The 26,900-nt window shown below is 39.3% G+C and carries 28 protein-coding genes; 7 read left to right on the plus strand and 21 right to left on the minus strand.

Translation table 11 applies throughout. The features are described from left to right. Window positions 1–363 precede the first annotated feature (363 nt). From N8M09_RS06530 to N8M09_RS06545, 4 genes are all read right to left on the minus strand, one after another. Window positions 364–1,401, minus strand: a complete 1,038-nt coding sequence (locus N8M09_RS06530) for a DUF6568 family protein (RefSeq protein WP_049521278.1) — start codon at window positions 1,399–1,401, stop codon at window positions 364–366. A 160-nt stretch (window positions 1,402–1,561) separates the two neighbouring features. After that, window positions 1,562–1,966 (minus strand): immunity protein, encoded by a 405-nt coding sequence (locus tag N8M09_RS06535; protein WP_261064633.1) that lies wholly within the window; start codon window positions 1,964–1,966, stop codon window positions 1,562–1,564. Window positions 1,967–2,697: 731 nt separating this feature from the next. Continuing rightward, window positions 2,698–2,901, minus strand: a complete 204-nt coding sequence (locus tag N8M09_RS06540; protein WP_049521281.1) for a hypothetical protein — start codon at window positions 2,899–2,901, stop codon at window positions 2,698–2,700. A gap of 294 nt (window positions 2,902–3,195) precedes the next feature. Further along, a complete protein-coding gene (locus N8M09_RS06545; protein ID WP_049521282.1) occupies window positions 3,196–3,402 on the minus strand; it encodes a ComC/BlpC family leader-containing pheromone/bacteriocin in 207 nt (68 codons plus the stop codon). Between the two features lie 289 nt (window positions 3,403–3,691). Here N8M09_RS06545 and blpA point away from each other — a divergent pair, with 289 nt between their 5' ends. Genes blpA through blpC form a run of 3 tightly spaced genes read left to right on the plus strand, consistent with a single transcriptional unit; the run spans window position 3,692 to window position 7,429 of the window. After that, window positions 3,692–5,845 carry a peptide cleavage/export ABC transporter BlpA gene (gene blpA, locus N8M09_RS06550; RefSeq protein ID WP_261064637.1) on the plus strand — a complete coding sequence of 718 codons (2,154 nt, stop codon included), beginning with the start codon at window positions 3,692–3,694 and terminating at the stop codon, window positions 5,843–5,845. 10 nt (window positions 5,846–5,855) lie between these two features. Continuing rightward, window positions 5,856–7,217 carry a peptide export ABC transport accessory protein BlpB gene (gene blpB, locus N8M09_RS06555; protein ID WP_261064638.1) on the plus strand — a complete coding sequence of 454 codons (1,362 nt, stop codon included), beginning with the start codon at window positions 5,856–5,858 and terminating at the stop codon, window positions 7,215–7,217. Between the two features lie 56 nt (window positions 7,218–7,273). Beyond that, entirely contained in the window at window positions 7,274–7,429 is a 156-nt protein-coding gene (blpC, locus tag N8M09_RS06560; RefSeq protein ID WP_049521285.1) for a quorum-sensing system pheromone BlpC, read from the plus strand. A gap of 44 nt (window positions 7,430–7,473) precedes the next feature. Here the strand turns inward: blpC and N8M09_RS06565 are convergent, their stop codons facing one another. From N8M09_RS06565 to N8M09_RS06575, 3 genes are read right to left on the minus strand one after another with little or no spacing between them, the layout of a single operon-like run. After that, entirely contained in the window at window positions 7,474–8,814 is a 1,341-nt protein-coding gene (locus N8M09_RS06565) for a sensor histidine kinase (protein ID WP_049533684.1), read from the minus strand. 13 nt (window positions 8,815–8,827) lie between these two features. Further along, the gene (locus N8M09_RS06570) at window positions 8,828–9,565 is read right to left on the minus strand and encodes a response regulator transcription factor (RefSeq protein WP_049533682.1); all 738 of its coding nucleotides are present in this window, start codon (window positions 9,563–9,565) and stop codon (window positions 8,828–8,830) included. Window positions 9,566–9,569: 4 nt separating this feature from the next. Next, complete coding sequence (locus N8M09_RS06575; RefSeq protein WP_261064639.1) at window positions 9,570–9,908, minus strand: LytTR family DNA-binding domain-containing protein; 339 nt, start codon at window positions 9,906–9,908, stop codon at window positions 9,570–9,572. Between the two features lie 415 nt (window positions 9,909–10,323). Here N8M09_RS06575 and N8M09_RS06580 point away from each other — a divergent pair, with 415 nt between their 5' ends. Next, on the plus strand, window positions 10,324–10,653 hold the full coding sequence (locus N8M09_RS06580; protein WP_261064640.1) for a helicase BlpT: 330 nt from the start codon (window positions 10,324–10,326) through the stop codon (window positions 10,651–10,653). A 61-nt stretch (window positions 10,654–10,714) separates the two neighbouring features. On the opposite strand, the gene N8M09_RS06585 is transcribed toward N8M09_RS06580, so the two are convergent. Together N8M09_RS06585 and N8M09_RS06590 are read right to left on the minus strand one after the other, a co-directional pair. After that, entirely contained in the window at window positions 10,715–11,764 is a 1,050-nt protein-coding gene (locus tag N8M09_RS06585) for an ABC transporter permease (RefSeq protein ID WP_261064641.1), read from the minus strand. After that, the gene (locus tag N8M09_RS06590; protein ID WP_000889954.1) at window positions 11,761–12,492 is read right to left on the minus strand and encodes an ABC transporter ATP-binding protein; all 732 of its coding nucleotides are present in this window, start codon (window positions 12,490–12,492) and stop codon (window positions 11,761–11,763) included. Before N8M09_RS06590 ends, N8M09_RS06585 begins: the two co-directional genes overlap by 4 nt. Window positions 12,493–12,559: 67 nt before the next feature. Here N8M09_RS06590 and N8M09_RS06595 point away from each other — a divergent pair, with 67 nt between their 5' ends. Both N8M09_RS06595 and N8M09_RS06600 read left to right on the plus strand, forming a co-directional pair. Next, a complete protein-coding gene (locus tag N8M09_RS06595) occupies window positions 12,560–12,970 on the plus strand; it encodes an HIT family protein (RefSeq protein WP_001278317.1) in 411 nt (136 codons plus the stop codon). Between the two features lie 9 nt (window positions 12,971–12,979). After that, on the plus strand, window positions 12,980–13,267 hold the full coding sequence (locus tag N8M09_RS06600) for a hypothetical protein (protein WP_000777754.1): 288 nt from the start codon (window positions 12,980–12,982) through the stop codon (window positions 13,265–13,267). Window positions 13,268–13,706: 439 nt separating this feature from the next. Here N8M09_RS06600 and dnaJ read toward each other — a convergent pair whose 3' ends face one another. From dnaJ to N8M09_RS06660, 12 genes are all read right to left on the minus strand, one after another. Beyond that, window positions 13,707–14,846, minus strand: a complete 1,140-nt coding sequence (gene dnaJ / locus N8M09_RS06605; protein WP_261064642.1) for a molecular chaperone DnaJ — start codon at window positions 14,844–14,846, stop codon at window positions 13,707–13,709. Between the two features lie 198 nt (window positions 14,847–15,044). After that, the gene (locus N8M09_RS06610) at window positions 15,045–15,677 is read right to left on the minus strand and encodes a DJ-1/PfpI family protein (RefSeq protein ID WP_261064643.1); all 633 of its coding nucleotides are present in this window, start codon (window positions 15,675–15,677) and stop codon (window positions 15,045–15,047) included. A gap of 215 nt (window positions 15,678–15,892) precedes the next feature. After that, complete coding sequence (dnaK, locus tag N8M09_RS06615) at window positions 15,893–17,716, minus strand: molecular chaperone DnaK (protein WP_000034661.1); 1,824 nt, start codon at window positions 17,714–17,716, stop codon at window positions 15,893–15,895. Window positions 17,717–17,973: 257 nt separating this feature from the next. Continuing rightward, window positions 17,974–18,498, minus strand: coding sequence for a nucleotide exchange factor GrpE (grpE, locus tag N8M09_RS06620; RefSeq protein ID WP_261064644.1), 525 nt, complete (start codon window positions 18,496–18,498; stop codon window positions 17,974–17,976). A 26-nt stretch (window positions 18,499–18,524) separates the two neighbouring features. After that, window positions 18,525–19,559 carry a heat-inducible transcriptional repressor HrcA gene (gene hrcA / locus N8M09_RS06625; RefSeq protein ID WP_000255759.1) on the minus strand — a complete coding sequence of 345 codons (1,035 nt, stop codon included), beginning with the start codon at window positions 19,557–19,559 and terminating at the stop codon, window positions 18,525–18,527. A 160-nt stretch (window positions 19,560–19,719) separates the two neighbouring features. After that, a complete protein-coding gene (locus N8M09_RS06630; protein ID WP_261064645.1) occupies window positions 19,720–20,232 on the minus strand; it encodes a DUF2812 domain-containing protein in 513 nt (170 codons plus the stop codon). A gap of 34 nt (window positions 20,233–20,266) precedes the next feature. Further along, the gene (locus N8M09_RS11235) at window positions 20,267–20,842 is read right to left on the minus strand and encodes a DUF2812 domain-containing protein (protein ID WP_314726057.1); all 576 of its coding nucleotides are present in this window, start codon (window positions 20,840–20,842) and stop codon (window positions 20,267–20,269) included. Further along, window positions 20,842–21,162 (minus strand): PadR family transcriptional regulator, encoded by a 321-nt coding sequence (locus N8M09_RS06640; protein ID WP_261064646.1) that lies wholly within the window; start codon window positions 21,160–21,162, stop codon window positions 20,842–20,844. Before N8M09_RS06640 ends, N8M09_RS11235 begins: the two co-directional genes overlap by 1 nt. 113 nt (window positions 21,163–21,275) lie before the next feature. Continuing rightward, window positions 21,276–22,622: a type I glutamate--ammonia ligase gene (glnA, locus tag N8M09_RS06645; RefSeq protein WP_001122886.1), complete on the minus strand. Its 1,347-nt coding sequence runs from the start codon at window positions 22,620–22,622 to the stop codon at window positions 21,276–21,278. Window positions 22,623–22,658: 36 nt separating this feature from the next. After that, the gene (gene glnR, locus N8M09_RS06650) at window positions 22,659–23,015 is read right to left on the minus strand and encodes a transcriptional repressor GlnR (protein ID WP_000659548.1); all 357 of its coding nucleotides are present in this window, start codon (window positions 23,013–23,015) and stop codon (window positions 22,659–22,661) included. A gap of 76 nt (window positions 23,016–23,091) precedes the next feature. Next, window positions 23,092–23,619, minus strand: coding sequence for an FUSC family protein (locus N8M09_RS06655; protein WP_000119915.1), 528 nt, complete (start codon window positions 23,617–23,619; stop codon window positions 23,092–23,094). A gap of 135 nt (window positions 23,620–23,754) precedes the next feature. Then, window positions 23,755–24,951 (minus strand): phosphoglycerate kinase, encoded by a 1,197-nt coding sequence (locus N8M09_RS06660; protein WP_120770569.1) that lies wholly within the window; start codon window positions 24,949–24,951, stop codon window positions 23,755–23,757. A 239-nt stretch (window positions 24,952–25,190) separates the two neighbouring features. Here N8M09_RS06660 and N8M09_RS06665 point away from each other — a divergent pair, with 239 nt between their 5' ends. Continuing rightward, on the plus strand, window positions 25,191–26,822 hold the full coding sequence (locus N8M09_RS06665; protein ID WP_033676213.1) for a Na/Pi cotransporter family protein: 1,632 nt from the start codon (window positions 25,191–25,193) through the stop codon (window positions 26,820–26,822). The last annotated feature ends 78 nt before the right edge of the window (window positions 26,823–26,900 follow it).

Here is a 26,900-nt window from a genome sequence, read left to right on the forward strand (position 1 = left end):
CATTCTTTTTACCTATGCATCAACTACTATTTAATCCTCTAAAAGTGGTTAGTTTTCTCCTCTATAAGAGTTGGTATTCCACTTTCGACTACAACCTTAACAATGTTAGTATACTACTATTTTTTTGAAATTTTCCATCCAAATCATAAATAGTCATCAAAACATCTTGAGGCGTTAAAATAATCGAAAAAGAAAGTATTTCGGAAATACTTGACCTTTTACCATTCGGTCCATTTCATATACAATTATAATCTTTTATATATAAAATAAATACACCTATCTTCTCACTCTTGTCTATAGGAAAATGTTAGCTATATGTTATTACAAACAAATAATATCATTGCACCTGTTTACCATCTATTTTTATTTATGAATTTTTTGTTTCACTTTAATCATTATAGAAGCCATAAAAAACGCGATAGCTAGCCGAATCAGTTGGTAACTTTCTTCCTCTCCTGTTTTCGGTAATAATTTTTCATTCGAAGTAATAGATTCGCTTACATAATCAGTCCCCTTAACATCGGTTAAAGGAGTTTTATTTTCTTGATCAACATCAAAAATAGGTTTGAGAGTTTCCGATTGATTCTTATTGTCTAACATTGCTAAATTGCCAGATTGAGTAGTTTTAGCTTTAGAAGTTGAGTTTATACTCTCCACTTTCCCACTATTTTCACTATTAGAATTGGGATTAGCATTGGATATTTTCATTTCGGTTCTTTTTTCATCACTCATACCTTTGCTTTCACTTACAACTTTATCACTAATACTCATGCTATCACTTCTAGTATTCTCATCACGAACCCTTTCTGTTACTGTTTCCTCAGAAGATTTCACTGTCTCCGTTTGCTTAGGTGAATTTCTCGAGTACATATAATCATAAACCTGTTGTGCAGTTGCTCCGCCACCAACCCATCCAGATATCGGATGTCCATTTTTTAAATACAAAATTGTTGGTGTTCCTGGAATACCGACTTTTTTAAATAGAAACTCTCTCGCTTCCCCATCAAAATCCTTACCATCCAAATCATAATACTCTAACTTCTTTTCAATCAAGTTATTAAATTCTTTTAATTCAGGAGAAAATTGACGGCAATGAGAGCAAGTTTTTCTACCAAAATAAATAGTATGTTCCAATTGATCCTCTGTAAAAGATTGACGAACAGCTTCAATATCTATCTTTTTAAAGTCCGTAACATTCTTCTCATACTCTTCTGGGGTTACAACAGAAGGCTTATGCTCCACCTTTTCCTTAGACGATGGCAAATCTGGTGCCACAAGAGAACTATCATTCGTCTGAATAGATGAAGTAGTAGGCTGTTCTTCTGCATATACAACACCCGTAGTAATAGATGCAAATACAAGTGGTACAAGTAATAGCGATTTTATATTTTGTTTCTTCATAAGAATACTCCTTTACATTTGTTATCTTTATCTTACCTTATTTAAAATTATAAATTCATCTAAATCTTAAATGGTCATCGAAACATCTTGAATTGCAAAAACTTTATTATAAAGGGGTAAGTATTTCGAAAACACTTACCCCTTTATACTTCATTAAGCTCTACTTTTTATAATACTTCAAGCCCCAAATGAGCAGAAGCATGATAAGCAAGCAGAGAATAGCCCCAATATAGGCAATTAATTGTTGATAGAATTCTCCTGCTGTGATACCTCTATACAAACAAATAATAGACATAAAGCCTGTCAAGCCGATATACATGAATTGATTGGTTCTAGGACTAACCAAATCATCATCTTCAAACTCTCTTATCCTCATTTCCCTAGTGAGATAAACAGTAGCCAAAATAGAAGACAAGTTAATAATCACTAAAAGAAATTGGAAAACCAAGGAAAAATTTAAAAACTGACGAGATAGAAATAGATAAGTGGAGACAAGCAAGGGCAACTGACCTAGGAACAATCTCATAAGGAAGATATTCCGTTTTTTAGCAATAAAAGTTTTCATTTCTTTTCTTTCTTTTTAATTAAAGCAAAATAGATCTTAACTGCAATCAAATAGGCTATGGTATAAAATAGGTTATACCAAATACTCTCTCTAAGCGGATAAAGAAAAATAGACATGATCAGATACAAGGTTAAAATGATAAATATTTTTCTCTTCATAAGATTTCCTCCTAAATGTATTCTTTATCTTAGTTTAGCTACAACCTTTACACTGCTAGTATAGCACTCATTTTGATTTTGAATCACTCAAATCATAAAAGGTCACCAAAACATCTTGAACAATAACAAGTTTTTCATCTATACAAAAATAGTTATACTCAACAACAATCAAACTAAAGAACTAAACACATATAGTTTAAAATACTTTTTGATATTTCAAACAATACTGACAAAGTTAATAATAAATCTGTGGTAGTATTTCTTACCTCTACCGCTTTCCAATTTTATAAGTGTATTAATTAAATAATGTATTAGAAAAAACGAACAAGACTGTGTTAATAACCTATCTTATTCGTTTAATTTATCAGACTTGTTCAGGAATTATTTGAAGCAAGATTAGCTGATTAGACAGTTAATTTTTAACGTTCCAACTAGCCATTAGTTTTTAGTTTTCACCTATTTAAATCAGCTAAAATAATCCTTAACAGAACCTGTATATTATAGTTCTGTAGATTCAACAAGATGCCGAACAAGTCGATTATTCAATTTTTTATAGAAGTTTACAATCACCTTTTAACATGGAACTGGAGGTGCAGGATTCCATGAACTTTTTGGAATGCATACTGGAGGAACATATGGACCAGGTTTTATCATCCCTCCGATACTCTTCAAAATCCCCCAGCCAATACATCCAACATCTCCAATAAAACAGTCATCTCCACCACTAATTGTCTCTAATTCTACTTCATTCAAAGCAATATAATCGTTTTTTTTCATCGTTATAATTCATTCCTTTCGTTTCACTCAAGGCACAACACAGAATGAAAAAGTGTTGTGCTCTTTATTTTGTTTTATAATAATAGTGAGAAAGCCTATCACTACTACAAATCACGGGGAGGTGAATAAGTGAGTGGTATAGCCACTACCTCGCATTTTTATAGGTGTCATTCTTTCCATCAAGCACAACTAACTGTGACTAGGAGCACGTAAACTTATATTGAATAAGCGACTCGTTTGCAAAGAACAGCTTCTATCCGTGCATAGGTCATTTACAATACAACACTATTATATCTATACATGAACACAGAACCACTGATGAGGATTTTTCCGGCATTGATTCGTAAAATCATCAATTGCTGCATCAACAACTCTACCTGCAACATAGCTGCCTACCCCTGTCCAAAACACAACATCGTCAACCCCAAATATTCCTCCCTCTATTCTATCAAGCATCTCAGTATCCATAATTGCAAATTGTGACATTGTTTTTGTATTCATGATGAATACCTCCTTTTTTTATTTTTAATTTTTGTCCTGTTGCAACTTTGACAAGTTTAGTATATCATTGTTTTTTAAAATTTTTCATCCAAATCTTGAATTGTCATCGAAACGTCTTAAATTAGCTTTTTTATTTAAAACCACCTCTAAAATTTTTTTAAAAGATAATTTCTAATCACTTTTTTACCATTCAGGAAGTTTCAATGACTATTCAAGATTTCATAAAATATGAACTTATTTTTATGGCATAATATACCTATCTACTATATGAAAATGAAAGGAATTGCCAATGACTTCTTATAAACGTACATTTGTTCCTCAAATAGATGCTAGAGACTGCGGTGTTGCTGCCTTAGCCTCGATTGCTAAATTCTATGGTTCAGATTTTTCTCTAGCTCACTTGAGAGAACTTGCAAAGACCAATAAAGAAGGGACGACTGCTCTTGGCATTGTAAAAGCCGCTGATGAAATGGGCTTTGAAACAAGACCTGTTCAAGCAGATAAAACTCTCTTTGACATGAGTGATGTCCCCTATCCATTTATCGTTCACGTTAACAAAGAAGGAAAACTCCAACATTACTATGTTGTCTATCAAACAAAGAAAGACTATCTGATTATTGGTGATCCTGACCCTTCTGTAAAAATCACCAAAATGTCAAAAGAACGCTTTTTCTCTGAATGGACTGGAGTAGCTATTTTTCTAGCTCCCAAACCCAGCTATCAACCCCATAAAGATAAAAAGAATGGTCTACTAAGCTTCCTTCCTCTGATTTTCAAACAAAAATCTCTCATTGCTTACATTGTTCTCTCAAGTTTATTGGTCACGATTATCAATATAGGTGGTTCTTATTATCTCCAAGGAATCTTAGATGAATACATCCCAAATCAGATGAAATCAACTTTAGGAATCATCTCAGTTGGTCTGGTTATCACCTATATCCTCCAACAAATCATGAGCTTCTCCAGAGATTATCTCCTAACCGTTCTGAGCCAGAGATTAAGCATTGATGTGATTTTATCCTATATTCGCCATATTTTTGAACTTCCTATGTCTTTCTTTGCGACACGTCGTACAGGAGAAATCATTTCACGGTTCACAGATGCTAACTCTATTATAGATGCCTTGGCTTCTACCATTCTTTCTCTTTTTCTGGATGTTTCTATTCTGATTCTTGTAGGGGGAGTCTTGCTGGCACAAAACCCTAATCTCTTCCTTCTTTCTCTTATTTCCATTCCTATATACATGTTCATCATCTTTTCTTTTATGAAGCCTTTCGAAAAAATGAACCATGATGTCATGCAAAGTAATTCTATGGTTAGCTCTGCCATTATCGAAGATATCAACGGGATTGAAACTATAAAGTCGCTCACGAGTGAAGAAAATCGCTATCAAAATATAGACAGCGAATTTGTAGATTATTTAGAAAAATCCTTTAAGCTCAGTAAATATTCTATTTTACAAACGAGTTTAAAGCAGGGAACAAAATTAGTTCTGAATATCCTTATCCTATGGTTTGGCGCTCAATTAGTCATGTCGAGTAAAATTTCTATCGGTCAGCTGATTACCTTTAACACACTTCTTTCTTATTTTACAACTCCTATGGAAAATATTATCAACCTCCAAACCAAACTCCAATCTGCGAAGGTTGCTAATAACCGTTTGAACGAAGTCTATTTAGTCGAATCTGAATTTCAAGTTCAAGAAAACCCTGTTCATTCACATTTTTTGATGGGCGATATTGAATTTGATGACCTTTCTTATAAGTATGGTTTTGGGCGAGATACCTTAACAGATATTAATCTCACGATTAAACAAGGAGATAAGGTTAGCCTAGTTGGAGTTAGTGGTTCTGGTAAAACAACTTTAGCCAAAATGATTGTCAATTTCTTTGAACCCTACAAAGGACATATTTCCATCAATCATCAGGATATTAAAAACATTGATAAAAAAGTCTTGCGCCGTCATATTAATTATCTACCCCAACAAGCCTATATCTTTAATGGCTCTATCTTGGAAAACTTAACTTTGGGCGGAAATCATATGATTAGCCAAGAAGATATTCTAAGAGCTTGTGAATTAGCTGAAATCCGTCAAGACATTGAAAGAATGCCTATGGGCTATCAAACTCAGCTCTCTGATGGATCTGGTCTATCTGGAGGACAGAAGCAACGAATAGCCCTCGCTCGCGCTCTTTTAACTAAATCTCCTGTTTTAATACTGGATGAAGCTACTAGCGGTCTTGATGTCTTGACTGAGAAAAAAGTTATAGATAATCTTATGTCCCTAACTGATAAAACCATTCTCTTTGTAGCCCATCGTCTCAGTATAGCCGAACGAACTAACCGTGTCATTGTTCTTGACCAGGGGAAAATCATTGAAGTTGGTAGCCACCAAGAGTTAATGCAGGCGCAAGGTTTCTACCATCATCTATTCAATAAATAAGGAGAATGTCATGAATCCTAATCTTTTTAGAAGCGTCGAGTTTTATCAGAGACGTTACCATAACTATGCGACAGTGTTAATTATACCTCTTTCATTACTATTTACTTTCATCTTGATTTTCTCCCTTGTTGCCACAAAAGAAATTACTGTTACTTCCCAAGGAGAAATCGCCCCTACAAGTGTCATTGCATCCATTCAGTCAACCAGTGATAATCCTATCCTTGCTAATCATTTAGTGGCAAATCAAGTAGTTGAAAAAGGGGACTTACTCATCAAATACTCTGAAACAATGGAAGAGAGCCAGAAAACTGCCTTAGAAACTCAATTACAAAGACTTGAGAAGCAAAAAGAAGGACTTGGAATTTTGAAACAAAGCTTAGAAAAAACTACTGATCTTTTTTCTGGTGAGGATGAGTTTGGCTACCATAATACCTTTATGAATTTTACCAAACAAGCTCGTGATATTGAACTGGGTATCTCAAAGACTAACACTGAAGTTTCAAATCAAGCCAACCTTGCCAATAGCAGTTCATCAGCCATCGAACAAGAAATTACAAAAGTTCAACAACAGATTGGAGAATATCAAGAGCTGAGAGATGCTATCATAAATAACAGAGCACGCTTACCAACTGGCAATCCACACCAGTCAATTTTGAATCGTTATCTTGTAGCCTCACAAGGACAAACACAAGGAACTGCAGAAGAGCCATTTTTATCTCAAATTAATCAAAGTATTGCAGGTCTTGAATCATCTATCGCAAGCCTCAAAATTCAGCAAGCTGGTATCGGAAGTGTAGCAACTTATGATAATAGTTTAGCAACCAAAATTGAAGTACTCCGCACTCAGTTTTTACAGACAGCTTCTCAGCAACAACTGACCGTGGAGAATCAATTAACAGAATTAAAAGTACAACTAGATCAAGCGACACAGCGCTTGGAAAATAATACTTTAACCTCTCCAAGTAAAGGAATCGTTCATCTGAACAGCGAATTTGAAGGTAAAAATAGAATTCCAACTGGTACAGAAATTGCTCAAATATTCCCTGTCATCACAGATACAAGAGAAGTACTAATCACTTACTACGTATCTTCTGACTATCTACCTCTACTAGATAAAGGACAAACTGTAAGATTAAAACTGGAGAAGATTGGAAATCACGGCATTACCATCATCGGTCAACTCCAGACAATTGATCAAACTCCTACCAGAACAGAGCAAGGTAATCTCTTTAAATTAACCGCTCTTGCAAAACTATCTAATGAGGATAGTAAACTCATCCAATATGGCTTACAAGGTCGCGTCACTAGTGTAACTGCAAAGAAAACATATTTTGATTATTTCAAAGATAAAATCTTAACCCATTCTGATTAATTTTCAGATAACACTCTATAACTATTTATTATCTTATAAAACAGGAGAATCATAACATGGATAAGAAACAAAACCTAACTTCATTTCAAGAACTAACAACTACCGAACTCAATCAAATTACAGGTGGAGGATGGTGGGAAGATATCTTATACGACCTTAATATAATTAAGCGTAACAATACGAAAGGACTTCATCATCCAATACAACTATAAAAAATAAGACCGAGTAACAAGAACTCTCGGTCTTATTTTTTTCATCATTCTGTAGGTATCATAGTAAGCACCTGACGAAAAACTTGATCTTGACAGGTGGTATTGAGACTGGTATTGGGATGACTTTCCACAATTTTCATGACGGTATAGAGCCCAACACCTCGGTCCTCTCCTTTAGAACTAACTCCAAAAGAGAAGATTTCAGAAACATCTATACCCTCTTCTCTGATGGAATTTTCGATGATAAAGGTCTCCTGTGCTCCATTTTTTAAAAAGGCGATTGAAACATGAGGTTGACTGGCCTCTGCACTGGCTTCAATAGCATTGTCACAAAGGATAGACACAATGGTTAGAAAATCAAGCAAACTCATCCCCTCTACCTGAATCTCCTCAGGAACTTCGACATTAAAGACTATGTTCTTATCTCTGGCTTTTAGAAATTTCCCTGCTAGAAGACTTTTGAGGGATTTATCACGAATATTCACCAATCGACCAAGGTCATATTTATTGTCCTGCAATTTCTGACTGGAATCCTTTAAGACGGAGCCATAGACCTCTTTTATCTGCTCCATATCCTCCTCTTCAATGCCCAGACGTAAGCTGGTCAAGAGGTTGGTGTAGTCATGGCGAAAGCTCCGTACTTCCTTGTAAAGTTCCTCTATATGTCGACTATAGCGTTCCATATCTCTGTAGCGCAAGGTCTGCTCTTGGTCCAGTCTCTCACGGAGTTTGTCCTTCAAATAGGTATCCAATTTCTTGATAACCCCCATAAAAAAGAGGAGGTAAAACACTAGGATGAGATAGCGAACAGTCTTTGATTGAATACCTTGCTCATATTCAAAGTAAGACAGAGTTTGTATCACCAAATAGTAAGCCCCCATTATCCAGTTAATTTTAGTCAGGGACTTTTGAAAACCTGTATCAAGAATCTCCCTTCTCAAGCTAGTGAAATCATAGTCCAACCATTTCAAAAAGGCTAGAGAAATGAAGAAATTGAAAATTATTATACACAACCAAATCAAAGAGTAATCATCATGTACTTGCCCTTGTCCCAAAAATGGAAGCACAAAATAAGAAAGACCTCTATAAAAGAGATTCACCAATATCATTGGAAAGAGACCATAAAAGAAAAGGAGTTTTTTAGGAAACCCTCTTAACAATAAGAAAGACAAGCCTATGCCGTACAAGGGGTTCGTGAAATAAGATAGGTAAGTATTTCCTACTATATAGCTAATCATTACAAAAACAACGGCCAACAGTATCCTAAAAAGAAAGGCCTTAAAAATCCTCTCAAAAGTGAGACCAATTCCATCTACCTTAAAGAAAATGACAATTTCTAGCCCATTAGTAATAAGTGTATATAATAATATCCAAGCAATATTCATAAATTCTCCTAGCTCAGTGTAAGTTATTAATAGCCTCAGACACTTCCCTGACCTTATAACGCGCGATCAAACAACTTCCACCATTGGGAAAGAAAAGCAGTTTTTCTTTCTTATCCAAATGCATCACATTGGCTGGATTGATGAGAAAAGAGCGGTGGCACTGCAAGAGACGAGGCTCCTGCTTGAAAACCTCCTCTAAACTCGCTGTAAATTCCAGCCTGTCTGTCTTGGTATAGAGAATAACACGATGGGCTCTGGGCGATGTTTCGAGATAGTAAACCTCTTTAAAAGGATACTGGAATTGGGCAAATTTTGATTTAAAATAAAAGCAATCTTCCGCCAGACTTTTACTATCTTGACTATTGGCATAGAGAAGGGCTGTTTCGATCCGAGACTCAAACTCCTCTGCCGAAAGGGCCTTATCAATGTAGTCCAAAGCAGACACTTGGTAGCGAAAGGAGAGGGGCATAAACTCCGAGTGAGTCGTCACAAAGACGATTAAGGCATAAGGATCCCTATCCCGAATCTTTCTAGCCACTTCCAGACCCTTCATCTCTTCATTTCGAATCTCAATGTCCAAAAAGAATAGCTGATGTGCTCCCTTCTCATGCACCTCTGCCAGCAGTTGGTCTGGCTTGCCAAAGACCTCAAAAGAGCTAGGAGTGATATGATGTTTTTTCAAAAGTTTCTCAATCGTCGTTTCAATCCTAGCCTGCTGGGAAAAATCATCCTCTAAAACAAATATTCTCATCTTCTTACTCTCCTTGTTTCAACCATTTTTTACGAATTTCTCTATAGCGACGTCTGGCATACTTGACAGCATATTGACCTTCTTCTCCAAGAAAGAGGGTCTTTGATTGAATATCCATGGATTTTACTTGTTCAAGGTTAACCAGACAATTTCGATGACATCTCGTTAAGGTTTCCCCATATTGTTTCTCAAGATTGCTTAAATTTTGAACCATATTAAAACTAGCCTCTTCTGTAACAATCTGTACAGTATGGGCCCTAGTTGGATGTGTTTGGATATAGTAGATATCGTCGACGTTTACTTTATAGACTGTTTTCTGTGTCTGAATAATCATATGTTTCATTAGATTCTCCTCCTAAGAAAAGAATAACAGAAAAGTTCTCACATAAGCGCACCCAATCCTAAACAGTCTTTGAAAGCTCCTAAAAGGATTATTTTTCTACAACATCATGATGAGGTTACAACTATTTTATCATAAAATCTTAACAGTACCATTCAGGAAATTTCAAGGACAATTAAAGATTTGAAGCTGAAAAAGGAGATAAAAGTGATAAACTGACAGTATCAAAACACAGGTGCTAGAAACAAGACTAGCACCCAGATTATACTCAACGAAAATCAAAAAGCAAACTAGGAAGCTAGCCGCAGGTTGCTAAAAACAGTGTTTTGAGGTTGTGGATAGAACTACCATACCTACGGTAAGGCGACGCTGACGTGGTTTGAAGAGATTTTCGAAGAGTATTAGAGGAGGAATTCTCATGACAGATACAAACCCCATCAAAAGAGCTCAGACTTTGATTACTGACTTAAACAAAGCCTACCAAGCATGCAAACAGGCAACCGCTGACGACGTCCGCTTTCAGGAGCAATTAAACTCTATTCTTGGCTTTCTAGCCAAGGCTGAAACAGTGGATAATCGAGTCTTGATTGAACTGGAAAAATTTTATCAGACTTCCAGTCTTCTCATGGGACTCAGCGCTCTTGATCCAGATGCTCCTACTCGCGCCGCTTGGCGGGCCTATGACAGCTTCCACTTTGACCAAGTCAAGACCAAGTTGAGTCTCTACGGACCAACCATTATCCTGTAGAAAATAAAAGAAGTTGAGACAAACTGAACTCAACTTCTTTTTTAATATCATATAGGCAATGTTAGTCCTGCATCTGACGTTTGACCTGATAAGGTAAGTACAAGACTAGTAAAACCAAACCAGCTCCCAGTAAGGCTAGAAGGGCTAGTTTTTCTTGGAAGGTAATCAACCCAACAACTAATTCCACTACTAAGACCAAACTGGTCAATCCTCGGACTACCGCCTGCAAGCCTTTTTCCTTTTGCCCCTTGTCCAGCGGAAAGAGTTGGGTTAAATACTGGTAGTCAAAGGCATGATAGAGGGCCAGCAACTGGAAGAGCAAGAGGTAGTTAAACAGCACTACCACTGCTGTCGCAATCCAAGATTGCTCGATAAAGACCTGCGCCAGCAAGGAAAGTAGGAGCAGACGAAGACTGAGAGCAAAGAGGTCTCCATTTCGCAGATAAGAACGCAGATAGAGATTTTGCCAAATCTTTCCAGGCACCTTCTGAACAACCTTTAGGATAAAGTCCAGATAGGCACGACGCTTGACGCTGTTTGAAATTCCCTTTACCTGGGTAAAGAGGGCAAAGAAACGAAGCAAGACTTGCTTACGCTTGCTTTCTTGGGAAATGACATAGTCCCAGTCCAGTCTATTTTCAGTGAAAAATTTGCTGGCCTTTTGACGAAAGAGGAAATATTTTCCTACCCCCAATAAAAGCACATAGACAAAAAAAACAGGGAAGCCATAACCCATTGCCAAAAATAAGGGCGCAAATAACAGCAAGAAAAGGGTCTGGACAAAGAGCCAAAAGACTAGGGAAATGCCAGTTTGACGCTTGAGATGGAGTTTGATTTCCTCTTCTCCGACTAAGAGAAAGAGCTTGTCTGGAGCCTCCATATAGGTAGCAATTCCTCCCCAAAGCAAAAGTAAAACAGACGTAATTCCTACAAACAAAAGGATAGGCCAATGATTTTCGGGAAAATGTTGTAAGAGTTGACTGTACTGGTAGGCTAGAAAGCCCAGCAGGACAAGCAGGAACAAGACAAAGTGGTCATTGAGAACATAGCGCAGATAACCGACACACTCCTTACGAAAAGCCTGCTTTCTCTTTAAAAACAAGTCTTTCATAGCTCCTCCTCTTTGGTCAGAGCCAAGTAAATATCATTCAAACTAGCCTCAGGCATATCAAAGGCCTCGCGCAGTTGCAGGAGATTCCCCTTGGCACGCACCTCTCCCTTGTGAAGAATAACAAAGGCATCACACATCTTCTCCGCCGAATCCAGCACGTGAGTACTCATGAGAATAGACTTGCCTTTTTGCTTTTCCACTTCCAAAAGCTGAATCAAGTCCGCAATAGCCAGCGGATCCAGACCAAGGAAAGGCTCATCCACGATGAAAAGACTTGGATCCACCACAAAAGCACAGATAATCATGACCTTTTGCTTCATCCCTTTTGAAAAATGAACAGGGAACCAGTCTAATTTCTGATCCAAACGAAACATTTTTAACAAAGGTTCTACTCGATCAAAAGCCACTTTCTGCTCAATACCATAAGCCATAGCAACCGTTTCGATATGTTCTCTGAGAGTCAATTCCTCATACAGACTAGGTGTCTCAGGAATGTAGCCAATTTGCTTGCGGTAGCTCGTTGCATCTTCTTGCAGGGTCAGGCCATTGATATTGATAGAGCCACTATAAGGTGTCAACAGACCGATAATTTCATTAATAGTCGTCGATTTCCCAGCACCATTGAGACCAATCAGACCGACCAGCTGCCCACTTTCAACAGTAAAGGACACATCTTTCAAGACCGGGACATGAACATAGCCACCAGTCAGGTTTTTAATTTCTAACATATTTTCTCCAAATCTGGTATAATGTAGCTATATTATATCAAAATTCAATACAGTAGAGGTAGATTTTATGTCAGATTGCATTTTTTGTAAAATCATCGCAGGGGAAATTCCTGCTTCAAAAGTATATGAAGATGAGCAGGTTCTTGCCTTTCTTGATATCTCTCAAGTGACACCAGGACATACCTTGGTCGTACCCAAAGAACACTATCGTAATCTTTTAGAGATGGACGCTACTAGCGCCAGTCAACTCTTTGCCCAAGTGCCAAAAGTAGCTCAAAAAGTCATGAAAGCTACCAAGGCTGCTGGTATGAATATCATTGCCAACTGTGAAGAAATCGCAGGGCAAACCGTCTTTCATACCCACGTTCACCTCGTGCCTCGCTACAGTGCGGACGATGACCTCAAGATTGATTTTATCGCCCACGAACCAGACTTTGACAAACTTGCTCAAGTCGCTGAAACCATCAAAAATGCCTAAGGAGTTGCCATGAAATTATCCAACCTACTGCTATTTGCAGGAGCTGCAGCCGGAAGTTATCTGGTCACAAAAAATCGCCAAACCATCACAGATGAAGTCTTGAATACCACTGACCGCGTTCAAGCTATCAAGGACGATGTGGATATTATCCAAAACAGCTTGCAAATCATTGACCAGCAAAAAGAACTCATCAAGGAATACCAAGAAGACCTCACCTACAAGTTTAAGGTCTTGGAAAAAGATATCCAGACTAGACTAGCTGTCATCAAAGAAACACAGGAAATCGAAGATAAGTAAAAAGAGCCCGACGGCTCTTTTTAAAAATGTAAACAAGTTATCCCCCATCAACCATACATCACAATTTAGAAAACTCATACTCAATAAAAATCAAAGAGCAAACTAGAAAGCTAGGCACAGGCTGCTCAAAACACCGTTTTGAGGTTGTGGATAGAACTGACGGAGTCAGTAACATATATACGACAAGCCGACGCTGACGTGGTTTGAAGAGATTTTTGAAGAGTATTATTCACCGTTTCATAACTAAATCGAAGACTTTCCTAGGCTTTCCGCCGTAATGAAAACACCTGAAACAGCTTGGTTTCAAGTGTCCGGAACCTTTGAGACCTAGACTCAAAGGTTAGGTATGAAACTTCGAAGAAAATCGCTACCGTCCGTCATTACTTAAGGAAAGTCTTAAAAATCTATAAACAAAAAGAGCCACTCGGCTCTTTTTGCTTTATTCTCCTTCAAAGGCATCTTTAATATGGTCAAAGAATCCCTTTTTCTTTGGATTGACTTTTAAATCACCAGCAGCTGCGAATTCTTTAAGCGCTGCTTTTTGGCGTTCGTTCAAGCCTGTCGGTGTTACGACATTAACGGTAACGTATTGGTCACCAACTGCACCGCCACGAAGGCTCGGAGCTCCCTTGCCACGTAGACGGAATTTCTTACCAGTCTGAGTTCCCTCTGGGATAACCAATTCAACATCACCGTGAACCGTTGGGATATCAACTGTATCACCAAGAGCTGCTTGGACAAAGTTGAGGTTCAGATTGTAGAAGATAGTGGTTCCTTCACGTTCAAACTTGTCGCTAGCTTCCACAGAAACCACTACATACAAGTCACCATAAGGTCCACCATTAAATCCTGCTTCACCTTGACCTGCTAGGCGAATTTGTTGACCTGTTTCCACACCAGCAGGGATTTTTACATGTACACTATGGGCTTGTTTTTCATGCCCTGTTCCGTGACAGGTTGTACATGGATCTTTAATTTCTTTTCCGCGACCGTGACAGACATCACAGGTTACTTGGCGACGCATCATACCAAGCGGAGTCTGCGTATCGACGTTAATGACACCAGCGCCATGACAGCGTCCACAAGTGACTGGACTTGTTCCTGGCTTAGCACCTGAGCCATTACATGTACTACAGCTTGCTTCACGATTGTACTTAACCTCTTTTTCAGCTCCAAAAATAGCTTCTTCAAAGGTCAAATTCACACGGTATTGGAGGTCATCCCCCTGACGAGGAGCATTTGGATTGCGTGAAGCACCGCCTCCTCCGAAGAAACTTGAGAAGATATCTTCAAAACCACCGAAGCCTCCTGCCCCGTTGAAACCGCCAGCTCCACCACCGAAGCCTCCAAAGCCACCATTGGCACCCGCAGCACCATATTGGTCATAGGCAGCACGTTTTTGATCGTCACTCAAAGTCTCATAGGCTTCTTGAACTTCCTTGTACTTGTCCTCAGCACCAGGCTCCTTGTTAATATCTGGGTGATATTTTTTCGAAAGCTTACGATAAGCCTTTTTGATCTCGTCTGCCGAAGCGTTTTTTGACACCCCCAGACGATCATAAAATTCAGTATTGTTCATACAAGATACCAAGACCGTAAAATTCGACTGAAAAATAGGAAATCTGACGCTGGAGCGATGCTCCTAGGCAGATTTATCTTTTTTCCGAGAATTTAGGTCGGGTTCAATTCCTTTCTTTTATATTGAGTAAGAAATTTGGGAACCCGTGTTCAATTCCCTGAACACCCTTGTTCCTTTCTATAATTTTCATGTAAATCTTTAGAGGCTGTTTTCTATACTCTGCTTCACTTGATCAAACTCTTCATCTGATAGAGTAAATATCAAATCCTCTTCAGCATACTCGTTCTGTTCTTTAAAATAGTTGTCCGTATTCTCTGCCAACCCTAGACTAAGAATCACTTTTCTTGCAAACTCTTGATGCGCAAAGCCTATAGCCGTAATGATTTGTTTATCTTGGACAAGAACTTTCGGTTGGAAATTCTCACGTGGAAGAAATTCAAAATAGTCAAAGAAGTTTTGCCAAATCCCACCTGTAAATTTCGTATCGTTCAATAAACCTGCTTTCGCCAATAAAAGGGGCGCTGAAGAAATGGCTGCAATTAGGATACCTTGCTCATTAAGACTTCTCAAAAACGAGATCAATTTCTCATCTTGTAGAGCAGGACCTATATTTACCATTCCTGGCAAAATCACACAAGAATAATCTTCTATACGGATCTGATCCAATGTTTTCGTCGGTTGACAGGGCAAACCATCCTCAGAGACCACCATCGAATTCTCAGAAGCTACATAATCAATCGTGATATCAAAAGACAGAGCTAAAGTACTCGTTAAAGCGCTTATCTCATAAAGAGAAAAATTAGGATAAATGACACAAAGTACTTTTTTCATACGTAACATCCTCTATCTTATCGAAAAACAGAGGCTGGGTTGCAACCTCTGGATTTCTTCTTATCATTACGACGTTCGAGTTTTAAAAATCAAACTAGTAATGCTAAATCGAGCACTCCCTAACCTCTTGGTGAAAAAGACAAATCTTCCTAGAAACTAAAGTTTCTGCGTCAGATTTCCTATTTTCACTGTGAGGTTTTAACGGGATTTGCATCTTATTTTTCCGTAAACTCTCCGTCTACGACGTCATCGCCTGCGTTTCCTGTTGCTTGTGCACCTTCTGCTCCTGCTTGAGCTTGTTGGGCTGCTGCGGCTTGTTCGTAGAGTTTAACAGCAAGGCCTTGAGCTTTTTCGTTCAATGCTTCAAGTTTTGCTTTCATGTCGTCCAAGTTATTGTCTTCTTGCGCTTTCTTAAGGTCATCAAGGGCAGCTTGGGCAGCGTCACGTTCTGCGTCGAATCCTTTGCCTTCAGTTTCCTTGATTGTCTTTTCAGTCGCAAAGATAGCTTGGTCTACTTCGTTACGAAGGTCAACTTCTTCTTTACGTTTCTTATCTGCTTCAGCATTAGCTTCTGCATCTTTCATCATGCGGTCTATTTCTTCGTCAGTCAAACCTGAGTTAGATTGGATGACAATTGTTTGTTCTTTTTGAGTTCCAAGATCTTTAGCCTTAACAGACACGATACCGTTCTTGTCGATGTCAAATGTTACTTCGATTTGAGGAATTCCACGAGGTGCAGCTGGGATATCTGTCAATTGGAAGCGTCCAAGAGTCTTGTTATCTGCCGCCATTGGGCGTTCACCTTGAAGAACATGGATATCAACGGCTGGTTGGTTGTCTGCCGCAGTTGAGAAGACTTGTGATTTAGATGTTGGAATTGTTGTGTTACGGTCGATGAGTTTTGTGAAGACACCACCCATTGTTTCGATACCAAGTGACAATGGTGTTACATCAAGAAGGACAACGTCTTTGACATCACCAGTAATCACACCACCTTGGATGGCAGCACCCATAGCAACTACTTCATCAGGGTTTACTGATTTGTTTGGTTCTTTACCAGTTTCAGCTTTAACTGCTTCTACAACGGCTGGGATACGAGTTGAACCACCAACAAGGATAACTTCGTCGATTTCTGACAAGCTTAAACCTGCATCTGAAAGGGCTTGACGAACTGGAACTTTTGTACGTTCTACAAGGTCACGAGTCAAGTCGTCAAATTTCGCACGAGTCAAAGTCATTTCCAAGTGAAGAGGTCCAGCTTCACCTGCAGTGATAAATGGCAAGCTGATTTGAGTTGAAGTTACACCAGAAAGGTCTTTCTTCGCTTTTTCAGCTGCATCTTTCAAACGTTGCATTGCCATCTTGTCAGTAGACAAGTCAATACCGTTTTCTTTTTTGAATTCTGCTACCAAGTGGTCGATGATTTTTTGGTCAAAGTCATCACCACCAAGTTTGTTGTCCCCTGCAGTTGACAATACATCGAAGACACCGTCACCCAATTCAAGGATAGAGACGTCGAATGTACCACCACCAAGGTCAAATACCAAGATTTTTTCTTCTTTGTCAGTCTTGTCCAAACCGTAAGCAAGAGCGGCTGCAGTTGGTTCGTTGACGATACGTTCTACTTCAAGACCAGCGATTTTACCAGCGTCTTTTGTCGCTTGACGTTGAGCATCGTTGAAGTAAGCTGGAACTGTGATAACTGCTTTAGTTACTTTTTCACCAAGGTAGTCTTCAGCATAACCTTTCAAGTATTGAAGAATCATAGCTGAGATTTCTTGTGGAGTGTATTCTTTACCATTTGCAGAAACTTTTTCAGAAGTACCCATTTTAGATTTGATAGAGATGACTGTATCTGGGTTTGTAACTGCTTGGCGTTTTGCAGCATCACCAACTATGATTTCGCCGTTTTTGAATGATACTACAGATGGAGTTGTGCGGTTACCTTCTGGGTTTGCGATGATTTTGCTTTCAGTTCCTTCAAGAACTGCTACTGCTGAGTTTGTTGTACCTAAGTCAATACCGATAATTTTAGACATGTGTTTTCTCCTTAAATTTTAATTCGAATTTTGATTTTTTGATATTTCCCTTAAGTGGTGGGGACGTGAGCAACTCCCTACGGGATTTCATCACTTATTTTTGAGCCTATTGTCTCAAAAATCCCCTGTTTCAGTAGCAGAAGCTACTGAAACTTTCACCACGGTGGGAAATATCTTCCTTGCAAGCCTCCGGCTTGCCTCTTATCTTTCTTCATAGTTTATTGTCGTTTCGGACAAGTTTTTTTAAGCTATCTAGCCTAGTTATAAACAACCACCATGGCTGGGCGTAGGATGCGGTCATGGAGTTTGTAGCCTTTTTGGAAGACTTGGGCGATGGTATCTGCTGGGTGGTCATCGTCTGCTGGGAGAGTTTGGATAGCCATATGGTAGTTATGGTCAAATTCACCGTCAGCTGCGATTTCTTCGATTCCTTCTTCTTTCAAAGCGTGAATCAAGCTTTCTTGCACCATTTCCAATCCTTTTTTGACATCGTCTGTCAAACCTTCAACCGCGAGTGCACGCTCAAGGTTATCCAAAGAAGGGAGAATCGCTTTTGCCAAGTCCTGGCTACGATAACGTTGCAAGTTTTGACGCTCTTCATTGGCACGGCGTTGGATATTTTGCATTTCTGCATGAGCGCGAAGGTATTTGTTTTCGAACTCATCTGCACGTTCATTTGCCAAGTCCAACTCAGACTTCTCAGGAGTTGTTTCTTCAGCTATTTCCACAACTTCCTCTTCTTGAACTTCTTCTACTTCTTCATTTTTTATATCTTGGGCCATTTTCGCCTCCTTTAATGATTTCAATCTTAATGTACTTCGTAATGATTACTGCTGAGGTAGCGGTAAAAATCTGTCAACTTCATGGTCAAAACACGGTTGACTACATTGACTTGGTTGATTAGCTGTTGGTAATCCAGATTGACTGGACCGATAATGGCTAGAATTCCAACTCCCCGATAAGGAATGAGGAACTTGCTACTAATCACCGCTAGGTCAGCTAGGCAGGATTCTTGACTGTCCGCAACTCGGACATTTTGCATCTGATCTTCACGCAACCCCTCACGAATCTCCAGAGCCACCTTTTGCGGTTGATCAAAAAACTGATAGGCTGCTAGATTGGCAAAATTCAAGAGATTGACCTTGCCCGCCACCACAATGTTTTCGTTGAACATTTCCTTAAAGATATGTTCAAAGAGATCGATAACATTGTCCGTTGTTGTAAAGTAACGCTGGATAATCTGCGGAATCTCTGTCCGAATCTTGTAGTGAATATCTAAAACGGTGTGGCCGAGGAAACGTTCCTGAATGATGCTCTTCAGCTTCAGCAAATCCTCCTGCAAGAAGTTCCTTGGAATCAGAAACTGACTGGTAACCGTTCGAGACTCGTCTAGGGTAAATACTGCCAAGGCTGTATGTTGCCCCAAAACAACGATATCAAAGGCTGTCAAACGTTGCCTGCTAGGCTCAACATCCAGTGCTACTACCGTACAGCCACTCAGGTCTGTCAGCAGGTTAGCAGCCTCTTGCAGAATATCCTCCAATTTGAAGAATTCCTGATCAAAGGCTTTGACAATCTCATAAACCTCATTTTCAGCCAGTCGATCAAAATCCAGTGAGTGTTTCACATAGTACTGAAAACCAGCAACACTTGGCATCCGACCACTTGAAGTATGAGCCTTCTCAAGCAAACCTTGCTTTTCTAGAGCCGCCATGTCATTACGAATGGTTGCACTGCTAGAGTTAATAGACTCTTGCAAGGCTTTGGATCCGACAGGTTCGTGCGTTTTGGTAAAGATGTCAATGATTAGATTTAAAATATCCTGCTGACGCTCTGTAACCATCTCATCACTCCTCTCTGTCTGATCAATTAGCACTCGATACACTCAAGTGCTAACTCATGATTCTATTATACACCCTTAGGAGAGAATGTCAAGATAAAAACTCAAAAAATTAGCACTCTTTTACCAAGAGTGCTAAAAATCAGTCTAAAGACCTAGAACCTTACCTTCCATCTACTTGGTATTTCCTTTTAAGTCTTGAATAACCAAGAATTAAATAAGAAATCAGAAAAGCATATAAAAGAAAAATAACGAAGAAAGACATAGAAAGTTCTTCTTTAAATAAACTCATACAAACAACCAAACCACCTAAGAAAGTAGCTGTACAGGAACGAAGTCTAGATCGCATAACTTCCCATCTGAGCCCCTTACTCATATAGGCTTGATCCTCTGGAAGTAAATTAGAAGACGATTTACGAAGAATCGAACAAGAACCTGCTCCTATCAATTCCCAACCTCTATTTCTAAAATCTTGCAATTCATGCTTATATTTTTTAAGAAATCTAGAATCATAGATACAGTAGATGACATCGTCTGGTTGACATTGGTCAAAATAGAACAAACCAAAACGACTCGTTCTATACCTCCAACCTTTCAAATGCATCTCATGTAAATATTCTTCTTCCTTATCCAAATCAACAATGGTGAAAATCCGAAATTCTACTCTGCTATTCATTATCTTACCCCAAAATTAGAAAACATGCCTGGTGTTATTTATTAGATAATTCTTTCCACTTTTGACTCAATCTCCAAAAAATATAAGAAATCTGAATCGCATGGACTATCAATAAAACACCATCTATTATAACAATCAAAAACATTTCCCAACTGAAAGAACTACCTCCAGTGACAAACTTTGTGAAAACCGGTAGTAGAGCTAAAAAGAGAAGCAAAATAGGAAGCATCCGCCTCGTTAAAATCCGTTTCACCATAGCTAACTTCCCAGCCGCGTCATTATAAATTTCAAACTCGGCATCCGACTCAATTCCAGAATGAAGTTTTCTAAAGTAGGAAAAACCATTAAAGTCTGTAATATACTCCCAGCCACAGTCTTTAAATAATTGTAAATAGGAGGCTCTCTCTGATTTGTTCATAGGATAAAAGTCCAACTGATAAGACACCTGCTCCGGTTGGCACTTTTCAAAAGTATACTTAACCGCAACTACTAAGTTAGAGTAGGTCACTTCCTTGAGTTGCCAGCCCTCAGCATGCATTTTTCTAAGATATAAAGCCTCTCTATCATAATCCGCAATGGTAGCAATTCTATAAACAACCTTCTTTTCCATCATCCTTCCTCCCGACTGTTTCTATAGAGCCGTTCAATACGTTTCAATTCAATATCTAAGACTTTTCGTCCCAAGTCTGTAATCTGATAGATTTTACGCTTTTCCTCTTCGCGGACAAAGGAAATCAAACCATCCTTTTCCATCTTTGACAAGGTTCCATACATAGTTCCAGGACTAATCAAGATTTGCGAATCTGTAATCTCCTTGACCTTTTGCGTAATACTATAACCATGACGTTCTTTTTGCAGACAGAACAAGATATAAAAACCCGTTTCCGTCATCGGAAGATAAACACGACGAATCTTATCCGGTAATTCCATTTATATCCACCTCCTATTTAGTTCGATATATCGCACCTCGTTATATAAAACATATCACACCTCGATATAAAACACAAGAAAAAAGACTACCCTCAGGCAATCTTTCCTCTATATTAGTAAAGATCTAAATAGTTATCAATTTCCCATTGTGAAACGAAGGTTGCATAACTTGCCCATTCGATTCGTTTGGCTTCAAGGAAGCTAGTATAGATGTGTTCTCCGAGAGCTGCTCTGACAACCTCATCCTCTGTTAAAGCCTTCAAAGCGTTGTGAAGAGTTGATGGAAGGTCTGTAATACCAGCTTCCTTACGCTCTTCTGCTGTCATGATGTAGATATTTTCTTCGATAGGAGCTGGTGCTTCGATTTTATTTTCAATACCATGCAAACCGACTTCCAAAAGAACCGCCATAGCGATGTATGGGTTTGCCATTGGGTCCACTGAACGCAACTCTAGACGAGTTCCCATGCCACGTGAAGCAGGCACGCGCACAAGTGGCGAACGGTTACGGCCAGCCCAAGCAATATAAACAGGCGCTTCATAGCCTGGAACCAAACGTTTGTATGAGTTAACCGTTGGGTTCATGATAGCAGTATAGTTGTAGGCATGTTTGATCAAACCACCAAGGAAATGGTAGGCCGTTTCAGACAACTGCATTCCTTTTGGATCATTTGGATCAAAGAAGGCATTGTTTCCTTCTGCATCAAACAAGGACATATTACAGTGCATACCTGATCCAGCAATACCAAATTTTGGTTTAGCCATAAAGGTTGCGTAAAGCCCATGTTTGCGAGCAATGGTTTTAACAACGAGTTTAAAGATTTGAATCTTATCACAAGCACGGAGGACTTCATCGTACTTAAAATCAATTTCGTGTTGTCCAACCGCAACCTCGTGGTGACTGGCTTCTACTTCAAATCCCATTTTGGTCAAGACATTGACAATCTCACGACGTGTATTGTCCGCAAGATCAGTAGGCGCCAAATCAAAGTAGCCTCCCTTGTCATTTACTTCAAGCGTTGGGTCACCATTTTCATCCAACTTAAATAGGAAGAATTCTGGTTCTGGTCCAAGGTTGAAAGATTTGAATCCTACTTCTTCCATGTGACGAAGAGCTCGTTTCAAATTGCCACGAGGGTCACCTGCAAATGGTTCACCTTCTGTTGTATAGACATCACAGATTAAACCTGCAACACTTCCATTTTCATCTCCCCAAGGGAAGACTGTCCATGTATCCAAGTCAGGGTACAAGTACATATCCGACTCATTGATACGTACAAAACCTTCGATAGAAGATCCATCAAACATAGCCTTGTTTGACAAGACTTTATCTAACTGTTCATCTGTAGCAGGAATTTCGACGTTCTTCATAGTCCCCAAAATATCTGAGAACATGAGACGGATAAAGGTAACATTTTTTTCCTTGACTTCACGACGAATATCTGCAGCTGTGATTGGCATGAGTTTTCTCCTTAATGTATGACTACTTGCGGTTGCCTAACCGCGACCAAAAGGTGACCGTACTGAAGCAAAGCGACCCTGTTGGAGGAGTTCATTGTGAAGTGCACGACGCACCTCAGTCTGACTCACCGCTTTCTTGGATTTCGCTTCACGTTCAGCATATTTTTTCTTAATGGCAGCGATATTATAACCTTCAGAGATATAATCTTTGATTTCAAGCAGACGATCCATGTCATTCAAGGAATACATGCGACGGTTCCCTTCGTTTCGATCAGGCTTAATCAACTCTTGATCTTCATAATAACGAATCTGACGCGCCGATAGATCGGTCAACTTCATAACACTGCCGATAGGAAAAACAGCCATATTTCGGCGAAATTCTTTTTCCTTCATTTACAATTTCCTTCTTTCTGTCTATTATAGTCTAAAAAAAGACAAACGTCAATTAATAATGTTATAAAATGTAACATTATTTTTCTTTTTTCTCTAAAAAGAGCCGAATACGATCAATATCGTAATTTACGAGAATTGCGACAAAAACTCCCATGAAAGTTTCTGATACACGCGCAAACACGTACAAAATTGTTTCCCCACTCGGAATCGATAGGGTAATGATTAACATAGCTGCTACACCACCAATAACCCCTGCTTTATTATTCATGGCTACATTTGTCATAATGGTTAACATGGTGCAGATTGGAACAACTACCAAGGTCACCCAAAAAGCCTCGTGGAAAAAGGTATTTAATAGGAAGAAGACCAATGCATAGAGGCCACCGATACTATTTCCTAGAATACGCGAAGTCCCAAAATGGACACTCTTATCAAAACTCTCCCTCAGACTAAAAACCGCTGTTAAAGCACCGATTTGAAGACCTTTCCAGCCAAAAAAGCCAAAAATCAAGAGAACTAGAAAAACAGCAATACCTGTTTTAAAGGTTCGCATACCAAGTTTGAACTGGGATTTATCGAATTTATATTTTTTAAAATAACTCATAATCTCAACTTTCTATTTCCATTTTATCATAAATTGGCTGATTTTATGAGCAATAGTTGAGAGGAAGCGTTTTTATTTTAAGCAAAAGAAAAGAGGAACTTTCATCCCTCTCTTCTTTGATTTAGTTATAAAATCTTATTTTTCTGTCAAGGCTGCAAGTCCTGGAAGAACTTTACCTTCGAGAAGTTCCATTGATGCTCCACCACCCGTACTAATCCATGAGAACTTGTCTGCACGGCCAAGGTTAATCGCTGCGGCAGCTGAGTCACCACCACCAATGATTGATTTAACTCCTGGTTGTTTCACGATAGCGTCCATCACACCGATTGTACCAGCTTGGAAATCTGGGTTTTCAAATACACCCATAGGTCCGTTCCATACAACTGTTTTCGCACCAGTCAAAGCTTCGTCAAATTTAGCGATAGATTTTGGACCGATGTCCAAACCAAGGAAGCCTGGATCCACTGCTTCACCTTCAGTGTCTTTCACTTCAGTGTAGTCCGCAAATGCGTTTGCTTCTTTTGAGTCAACTGGCAAGATCAATTTGCCGTTTGCTTTTTCAAGAAGAGCTTTCGCAACATCCAATTTGTCTTCTTCTACAAGTGAGTTACCGATTTCGATACCTTGTGCTTTGTAGAATGTGTAAGTCATACCACCACCGATAAGGACTTTATCAGCTTTTTCAAGCAAGTTTTCGATAACACCGATCTTGTCTGAAACTTTTGAACCACCAAGGATAGCCACAAATGGACGTTCTGGAGTTTCAACTGCTTCTTGGATGTAGGCAATTTCGTTTTCAAGAAGGAAACCAGCAACTGCTTTTTCAACGTTTGCTGAGATACCAACGTTAGATGCGTGTGCACGGTGAGCTGTACCGAACGCATCGTTTACGAAGATACCATCTCCAAGTGATGCCCAATATTTACCAAGTTCAGGATCGTTTTTAGATTCTTTCTTGCCGTCAACATCTTCGTAACGAGTGTTTTCAACCAAAAGAACTTGTCCATCTTCAAGAGCGTTGATTGCCGCTTCCAATTCAGCACCACGAGTGACACCTGGGAACACAACATCTTGACCAAGTTTTGCTGCCAAGTCTGCTGCTACAGGAGCAAGTGATTTTCCAGCTTTATCAGCTTCTTCTTTCACACGTCCAAGGTGAGAGAAAAGAATTGCACGTCCACCTTGTTCGATGATGTACTTAATAGTTGGAAGAGCTGCTGTGATACGGTTGTCGTTAGTGATTACGCCATCTTTCAATGGTACATTGAAGTCAACACGAACGAGGACTTTTTTACCTTTCAAGTCAACGTCTTTAACAGTAAGTTTTGCCATGTTACAAAAACCCCTTTATTTATTTTATTCGAAACTATTATATCACACTTTGGAAATATAAGGAAAGATTTCACAAGATTTTTCGATATTTAATCTTTGTGGCATGCTAGAGTATATTATTTTTGCTTTTTCTAACGAATTTTCTTTCTAAAATCTTAGCTTAACACTTGTTAGATTTACTTTTATCCTTTAAAATAGAATAGGAGAAATTCCGTTATTATTTTTCGGAGGAAAAAGAAATGTCCATTAATTGGCAGGAAATTTTATTTCACTTTTTAGGTGGTCTGGGACTATTCTTATATAGTATCAAGACCATGGGAGACGGTTTGCAACAAGCTGCTGGAGATCGCCTTCGTTTTTACATTGACAAGTACACTAGCAATCCCTTTTTAGGTGTTTTAGTCGGAATTGTCGTGACTGCCCTGATTCAGTCAAGTACAGGGGTTACAGTTATCACGGTTGGACTGGTCAGCGCTAGTCTTCTCACTCTTAGACAGGCTATCGGAATTATCATGGGAGCCAACATCGGAACCACCGTTACTTCCTTTATCATCGGTTTCAAGCTTGGTGAGTATGCTTTACCCCTGATTTTCCTTGGAACCATGTTCCTCTTCTTTACCAAAAATAGAACAGCAAACAATATCGGGCGCATCCTGTTTGGTGTAGGGGGAATCTTCTATGCTCTAAACCTCATCAGTGCCGGTATGAGTCCTCTTAAAGATTTACCACAATTCAAGGAATACATGGTAACCTTGGGACAAAATCCTGTGTTGGGAGTTTTTGCCGGTGCAGTGATTACCGTCCTCATCCAAGCTTCTTCTGCGACAATCGGGATTTTGCAAGGTCTCTATGCAGGTGGATTCCTTGACCTTAAAGGTTCGCTACCTGTTCTCTTCGGTGATAATATCGGGACAACCCTAACAGTTATCATCGCGGCAGCTGGAGCCAATGTCTCTGCGAAACGCGTTGCTGCAACCCACGTTACCTTTAACGTTTTAGGAACCATTCTTTGCTTAATCTTATTAGGCCCATTTACGTCTATGATTGAGTACTTCCAGGCACTCCTTCACCTCTCACCTGAGATGACCATTGCCTTTTCTCACGGTGCCTTTAACGTAAGTAACACCATTGTACAATTTCCATTCATCGGAGCCTTGGCCTACTTTGTAACCAAGCTCATTCCTGGTGAAGACGAAGTTGTCAAGTACGAGCCACTGTATCTTGATGAGCATTTGATTAAACAAGCTCCATCAATCGCTCTCGGAAATGCGAAGAAAGAACTCCTTCACTTGGGAAATTATGCTTCCAAAGCCTTTGACCTTTCATACAACTACATCATTGACCTCAATGAAAAGGTTGCTGAAAAAGGCCACAAGACGGAAGAAGCCATCAATACCATTGATGAAAAATTGACTCGTTACCTGATTACTCTTTCAAGCGAGGCCCTTAGCCAGAAAGAAAGTGAAGTGCTCACCAACATCCTGGATTCATCCCGTGATTTGGAACGGATTGGGGACCACGCAGAAGCTCTAATCAATCTGACCGACTATCTTCAACGTAAAAATGTTGAGTTCTCTGAAGCTGCTTTGCAGGAATTAGCTGATATCTATCAAAAGACCACTGGCTTTATCAAGGATGCCCTTGACAGCGTGGAAAACAATGATATTGAAAAAGCTCAAAGTCTGATTGAACGCCATAAAGAAATCAACAATATGGAACGTGTTCTCAGAAAGACCCACATCAAACGCCTCAACAAGGGCGAGTGTTCAACGCAAGCTGGGGTCAACTTTATCGATATTGTTTCCCACTACACTCGAGTGTCTGACCACGCTATGAATCTAGCTGAAAAGGTCATCGCTGAACAAATCTAATACTCTTCGAAAATCAAATTCAAACCACGTCAACGTCGCCTTGCCGTACTCAAGTACAGCCTGCGGCTAGTTTCCTAG

The organism is Streptococcus mitis, from assembly GCF_946190375.1.
Classification (GTDB): Bacteria; Bacillota; Bacilli; order Lactobacillales; family Streptococcaceae; genus Streptococcus; species Streptococcus mitis_CJ.